The organism is Pseudomonas sp. D1HM (genome assembly GCF_019266105.1).
Classification (GTDB): domain Bacteria; phylum Pseudomonadota; class Gammaproteobacteria; order Pseudomonadales; family Pseudomonadaceae; genus Aquipseudomonas; species Aquipseudomonas taetrolens.
Map to the genome: position 1 here is coordinate 323,819 of NZ_LRMN01000007.1, position 6,170 is coordinate 329,988.

Sequence of the window (6,170 nt, forward strand, 5' to 3'; positions counted from 1 at the left end):
TGTTTTTAAAGGTTTTTAAGTGTGTTAGGTGTGTGTCGGGTTGGCTGTTTTCTGTGTCGGGTTGGGTTTTCAGGGGGTAGATGAGGATGATTCAGGAAATCGAAGAGCTTATGCAGCACTGGGGCGAGCAGCATTGCCACATTGGGGATGCTGGTGGCTTGGGTAGTCCAATGGCCACAATCATGCAATACGGCGGCTGCGCTCCAAGGGGTACGGCCGGTTCGCGGGATTTGTTGGTGGGAGCGGGCGCAGGCATGGATCACATTGCCAGCGAAGTGGCGGCGGCCGTTGCCGAGTTGGATCGCCAGTCAACCAAAGGTAAGCAACTGGCCCAGTTGGCCCGACTGCGTTACCTGCATCAACCAGCGATATCGCGACGTGAACAGATGCGGCTCCTCGGCATCACTGAGGGGGCAGACCAAACGTATCGCAACTGGGTTAAACGACTGCATCAACAAGTGATGTTGATCCTGACCGTTCGAAGCGGTACCACTCGAGGTTATACTCGGCGCAGCGGCCATCTGGAGACCAACCTGACACGTGCAACGTTGCTGAGCAATGCAGGTTAAGCGCTGACCGTTTGTCGGGGTGACTTACCTCAAGCCTGCGTCAAAGTTGCGTCAAAGTGAGTAGAGCAGAATGACCGAAAATTCCCACTTTTCGGTTTTACCGAACAGGGGTAAAAAGTCCCCACGATATGAATTCTGCGCCTAGGCGCTCCCCGAGCACGTGCTGTGCACCAAGCCCTGGCATACACCAGCGCACTGAAAACCCTGCCCACCCCGGCGGGGTTTTCTTTTTTCAGCACCACGCGCCGCTCTTTGATTGAGGTCATACATGACAACTGAGCAACAAGCGTTAGCTGATATGCCGATCTGGCTGGTGATCGCACTGTCCTTGATCGGCGGTGTATCGGGCGAGATGTGGCGAGCAGATAAGGACGGCGCCCGGGGCTGGTCGCTGGTACGGCGCCTGGCCTTGCGATCGGGTGCCTGTATTGGCTGCGGGCTGTCCACGATGATGTTGCTGCATGCTAACGGTGTGTCGATCTGGGCGTCATCGGCGGTGGGTTGCCTCACCGCGATGGCCGGGGCGGACGTTGCCATTGGCCTTTACGAACGCTGGGCCGCCAAGCGCCTCGGGGTTTGTGAGGTTCCGACCCCGATTGATCGCGCAGACTGAATGCCAAGTCGAAATCCTGCCGGGGACCCTGGGGAATATCCAAGGGTACGGGGCAGGAAACCCGCGGGAAATCGTTAGTGGCTGGGTTTCAAAGTTAGTTGACCACAGTTGACTGGTTGACCAGTTGACTAGGTATTGAAAGGGACGACCACATGGCGTTTTTGACACGTAAGGAATATGGCGAACTCAAGGGTTGGTCCAAACAACACATCAGCAAGCTGATTCAAAATGATCGTCTGGTTTTGAATGAAGCAGGCCTTGTGGATGTTGACGCCAGTGAGCAATTTCTGGCGATGACTCGTGACCCCAGCAAGGCTGGTGTGAGCGCTCGTCATGCTCAGGACAAGCAGGCCAGTACTCCAGCTACTGCGCCGATTCACACACTGGCTAACGCCTCGCTTCCGTCTATTCCTGACTACCAGCGTTCCCGGGCACGTCGTGAACACGCCCAGGCGGAACAGATCGAAGCCCAGGTCCGAAAAGAAAACGGCTCTCTGGTAGAGGCGAGCGTCGTCGATAAGGCGGCTTTTGAAGCAGGCCGCATGCTGCGGGATCTACTTCTTGGACTGCCACCGCAGATTGCCTCTGAATTGGTTGCGATGACCGATCCCTGGGAAATCGAAAAACACCTAACTACTTCTATTCGCAGAACGCTTGAAGACGCTGAACGCATGTCCATCAGTGATCTTTCCCGAGCACTTACCAAGAGCTGATCATATGTACTTTCCATACGCTGACGGAACGGAGGTTTACCGTTTGGCGTATTACCGTGGCTTGCGACCAGACCCGGATCTCTGGGTTGATGAATGGGCCGACGAGTACATGCGCATTCCTCGTAGTGTCGGTGCTGCTGAGCCAGGTCAATATCGAACCGCTCGCACTCCATACGCCCGGGAGCCAATGCGTTGTCTGTCTCCGGCTCACCCCTGCAAACGCGTGGTCACGATGGTGGCTTCGCAGTTGATGAAAACCCAGATAGCTTTGAACTGGATTGGCGCGCTTATCCACATGTCGCCGTCGAACATTCTGACGCTGCTCCCAACACTCAAACTGGCGTCACGGGTTTCATCCCGGATAAGCAAGACCATAGACGCCACCCCCGTGCTGCGCGAAAGAGTGGCTGCGCCGAGGTCACGCGATGCCAAGAATACCCAGGACACCAAGGAGTTTGAGGGTGGTACCTTGTATGCAGTGACAGCAGGCTCGGCAGCCAACCTGGCAGAGCTGGCCGCCCGGTTTATTTATGGTGATGAAATTGACCGTTGGGAGGTGGACGTAGGCAACGAGGGTGACCCGGTCAAGCTCGCTGAAATCCGTGGCAGCACCTTCGGCAGGAAAGCCAAGTTCTACTTTTCGAGTTCGCCCACGCTGAAAGGTGCTTCTCGCATCGCTGATCTATTTGCTATCAGCGACCAGCGTTACTACTACGTCCCATGCCCTCATTGCCGACACATGCAAATTCTTGAGTGGGAGAACCTCAAATACACGGAGGATTACAGCCGTATTGAGTACCTCTGCAGCGGCCCTGATTGTGGTGCACTGATTGAAGAGCACCACAAAGGTGAAATGCTGGCCCAGGGCGAGTGGCGTTCTCACGCTGAAGGGGATGGTGAAACTGTAGGGTTTCACCTCAATGCCCTGTATGCGCCATTGGGTTGGACCAGTTGGTTGTCGATGGCCAAGGACTACGACGAGGCCATTGTGAAGCAGGCCAGTGGTGACCTGGAAGCGATGCAGGTGTTCTTCAACACCCGGTTGGCCAAGGTCTGGGACAGCACTCAGGAGCAGACCAAGGCTAGCGTTCTTCAGGCCCGTGCCTTACAGGAAGACTATGTCCTTGGCTCTGTACCGAAAGGCGCTTTGATGCTCACAGCTTCGGTCGATGTGCAGGCCAACCGGCTTGAATTCATGGTGATGGGTTGGGGGGTGGGCTTAGAGCGCTGGATTATCGATCACCAGGTCATCATGGGTGATCCCTCTGATGAGCGCACCTGGTCCGCGCTGGATGAAAAGTTGAAGTCGCGTTATTGGCATCCATGCGGCGTGGGCTTGTCGATTTTGGCGACGGCTATCGACACCGGGGGACACCACACAAATGAGGTGTACCAGTTCTGCCGTCTGCGGCGGTGGCGCAATGTGTTTGCAATCAAAGGTGCGAGTAAGCCTGGCAAACCCCCCATTGCCCAGCGGCCTTCGATGGTCGATGTGACATGGCGTGGCCAAACTGAACGAAACGGCGCCGAGCTTTGGATCGTCGGGACTGATACTGCCAAGGACTGGATCTATAACCGTTACCCGTTTGAAAGCGGTCCTGGGGCATTGCACTTTGCGAAAGATTTGCCCGATGACTTTTTTGCGCAGTGCGTGGCTGAACGCCGAATGACGCGTTACGTGAAAGGTAAGCCGGTCACCGAGTGGATCAAAGGCAAGTCCGAGCGTAACGAAGCGTTGGACTTGATGGTTTATTGCCTGGCAATGGCCCATTACCTAGGGCTGGATCGCTACAAGGAGCGTGACTGGGACCGAGTTGCCCAGGCACTGGCTCAGGCTGAGTTGTTTGCCGAAAAAGCACCGACTGCTTCCTCGAAAGTTTCGCGGCCAGTCATTGTTTCCGAGCCCGCAATGGAATCACCTGATCCTGATCCTGTACCAACCCCAGTAGCTCCACCGAAGCCGGTCGCACGACCTCCTCAACGTCGCAGCTCCAGCAGCGGCTATCTCAAGAGACGCTGATTATGTCCTTTACCCAGAAGCACCTCGACGCGGTTGAGGCGGCCATCGCGCGTGGCGAAAAAACCGTGCGCTACGCCGATCGTACTGTGGAGTACCGCACGGTGGATGAGCTGCTCAAGGCCCGTGACCAGATCCGCACTTCGCTGGTGGCTTCGGCGGGGCCGCGCTCGCGGGTGATCCGGCTTTATCACGGAGGCAAGGGACTCTAATGGCACGCCACTATCCAACCCTGACCCGCAGCGGCTTCTTGCTGCCGGAACGGATCAAAGCCAGTTACGAAGGAGCCGGTGAGGGCAGGCGTTCGGCCAGTTGGGACGCGCCCGATATCGGCATCAACAGCATCAATACCCCGGCCTTGCGCAACCTGCGTGCACGTTCACGGGCCGCGGTGCGCAATGACCCGTACGCCTTCAACGTCATCGACAAACGCGTCAGCAACTTGATCGGCACGGGCATCACTCCACGACCCAAGATCGAGGACGATGCCCTGCGCAAAGTGCAGCAGGAGCTGTGGGACGACTGGGTTGATGAATCAGACGCTGATGGCCTGACCGACTTTTACGGCCAGCAGGCCTTGATTGCCCGAACCGTGGAAACGGCCGGTGAGTGCTTTGTGCGCCTTCGACCACGGGGCCAGGACGAGGATCTGGCAGTACCGCTGCAGCTCCAGGTACTGGCTCCCGAATTTGTACCCCATGACAAATTTGAGCCCGCCAAAAACGGCAACAGCATCCGTGCCGGGATCGAGTTCAACCCGGCTCACCAGCGGGTGGCCTATTGGATGTACCGCGTTCACCCCCGCGATGCCTCGTCGTTGAACGCCGGTTACAACCAGTTAGTGCGGGTACCGGCCGAGCAGGTGCTGCATATCTTTGAACCGGTCGAGCCCGGCCAGTTGCGCGGCGTGCCGCGTTTGGCACCGGTACTTAAACGCTTGCGCAGCCTGGACAACTACGACGACGCGGTGCTGTTTCGCCAGGAGGTGGCCAACCTGTTTGCCGGCTTTATCTCCCGGCCGCCGCCAGAAGGCAGGCAGTTAGCGCTCGACCCGGTGACCGGCCAGCCCTTCAACGAAGACCGCGACGGCTTTACCCCGATGGTCGCGCTGGAGCCCGGAACCATGCAGGAACTGGGACCGGGCGAAGAGGTGGAGTTTTCCAAGCCGCCGGATGCGGGCAACAACTACCCGGACTTTATGCGCCAACAATTGATGGCCGCAGCAGCCGGTACCGGCACGCCTTACGAGATCCTCACCGGCGATATGCGCGAGGTTAACGATCGTGCGTTACGGGTCGTGCTCAACGAGTTCCGCCGGCGACTGGAGCAACTGCAGTTCGGTGTGTACGTCCACCAACTCTGCCGCCCGGTCCGAGCCGCATGGATGGACATGGCGGTGTTAGCCGGTCGCCTCAAGCTGAACGACTACGCGCAACGGCGCCGCGAATACCTGCGCACCCGCTGGGTACCGCAGGGTTGGGCCTATATCCAGCCAGTGCAGGACATTCAGGCGCGAATGATGGAGGTCAATGCGGGCTTTAACTCCCGCAGTGAAATGGTCCTGCGTTCAGGCTACGACGCCGAAACCGTCGATGCTGAAAACGCTGCCGATCAGGCCCGCGCCCGTGACTTGGGCCTCAACTACAAAACGCTCGTCGACTTGCCAGAAGAGCCTGCCGACAAGGAGAAACCATGAACAGGCTACGCATTTTCAACAAGGCCGGTGATCCACCGGCGACGCAAAACAAACACTGGTACAGCCTGAAGGCCAGCGGCGAGGCCGAGGCGCGCAGCATTGAGGTCTATGTCTACGGTGAGATCGGTACCTGGGGCATCACTGCCAACCAGTTTGTGCGTGACCTTGCAGCGCTCGATGACGGCGTGTCGCCAATTGTTGTGGCCTTTAACAGCATCGGCGGCGACCTGTTTGACGGTCTGGCCATTCACAACGCGCTGTCGCGGCTTGGCGAGCGTTGCACCGGCCGGGTTGATGCACTGGCAGCCAGCGCGGCAAGTGTTGCGGTGTGCGGCGCGCACAAGGTCGTGATCGCGTCCAATGCCATGCTGATGATTCATAACCCCTACACCTACGCATCCGGCGATGCCGAGGACTTGCGCAAGGTTGCCGCCGCGCTGGATCAGGCGCTGGAAGTCATCATTGCCGCCTACAAATCCAAGGCGCCGAACATTGATGAAGTCGAGCTGCGGCGCATGGTCAATGCCGAAACCTGGCTCACAGCGAGCGAGGCAGTGGCCTT

At 58.0% G+C, this 6,170-nt stretch carries 7 protein-coding genes; all 7 read left to right on the plus strand.

Annotated elements, in window-relative coordinates; genetic code table 11:
* The first annotated feature begins 86 nt into the window (after positions 1-86).
* Complete coding sequence (locus AWM69_RS11800) at positions 87-569, plus strand: hypothetical protein (RefSeq protein WP_218726910.1); 483 nt, start codon at positions 87-89, stop codon at positions 567-569.
* Positions 570-837: 268 nt separating this feature from the next.
* On the plus strand, positions 838-1,182 hold the full coding sequence (locus tag AWM69_RS11805) for a phage holin family protein (protein ID WP_218726911.1): 345 nt from the start codon (positions 838-840) through the stop codon (positions 1,180-1,182).
* Positions 1,183-1,334: 152 nt separating this feature from the next.
* On the plus strand, positions 1,335-1,895 hold the full coding sequence (locus tag AWM69_RS11810; protein WP_218726912.1) for a hypothetical protein: 561 nt from the start codon (positions 1,335-1,337) through the stop codon (positions 1,893-1,895).
* A 4-nt stretch (positions 1,896-1,899) separates the two neighbouring features.
* A complete protein-coding gene (locus tag AWM69_RS11815) occupies positions 1,900-3,915 on the plus strand; it encodes a phage terminase large subunit family protein (protein WP_218726913.1) in 2,016 nt (671 codons plus the stop codon).
* Positions 3,916-3,917: 2 nt separating this feature from the next.
* Entirely contained in the window at positions 3,918-4,124 is a 207-nt protein-coding gene (locus tag AWM69_RS11820) for a phage head-tail joining protein (RefSeq protein WP_133079633.1), read from the plus strand.
* Positions 4,124-5,608: a phage portal protein gene (locus AWM69_RS11825; RefSeq protein ID WP_218726914.1), complete on the plus strand. Its 1,485-nt coding sequence runs from the start codon at positions 4,124-4,126 to the stop codon at positions 5,606-5,608. The genes AWM69_RS11820 and AWM69_RS11825 overlap by 1 nt, the downstream gene beginning before the upstream one ends.
* Positions 5,605-6,170, plus strand: a 566-nt coding sequence (locus tag AWM69_RS11830; protein ID WP_218726916.1) for a head maturation protease, ClpP-related, incomplete at its 3' end; no start/stop codon positions are given. The genes AWM69_RS11825 and AWM69_RS11830, both read left to right, overlap by 4 nt.

What these genes read in the sequence shown, in the direction of transcription:
- AWM69_RS11815 (WP_218726913.1), top strand. Translation starts at nt 1,900, where the DNA reads ATGTACTTTCCATACGCTGACGGAACGGAGGTTTACCGTTTGGCGTAT.
- AWM69_RS11825 (WP_218726914.1), top strand. Translation starts at nt 4,124, where the DNA reads ATGGCACGCCACTATCCAACCCTGACCCGCAGCGGCTTCTTGCTGCCG.
- AWM69_RS11800 (WP_218726910.1), top strand. Translation starts at nt 87, where the DNA reads ATGATTCAGGAAATCGAAGAGCTTATGCAGCACTGGGGCGAGCAGCAT.
- AWM69_RS11805 (WP_218726911.1), top strand. Translation starts at nt 838, where the DNA reads ATGACAACTGAGCAACAAGCGTTAGCTGATATGCCGATCTGGCTGGTG.
- AWM69_RS11810 (WP_218726912.1), top strand. Translation starts at nt 1,335, where the DNA reads ATGGCGTTTTTGACACGTAAGGAATATGGCGAACTCAAGGGTTGGTCC.
- AWM69_RS11820 (WP_133079633.1), top strand. Translation starts at nt 3,918, where the DNA reads ATGTCCTTTACCCAGAAGCACCTCGACGCGGTTGAGGCGGCCATCGCG.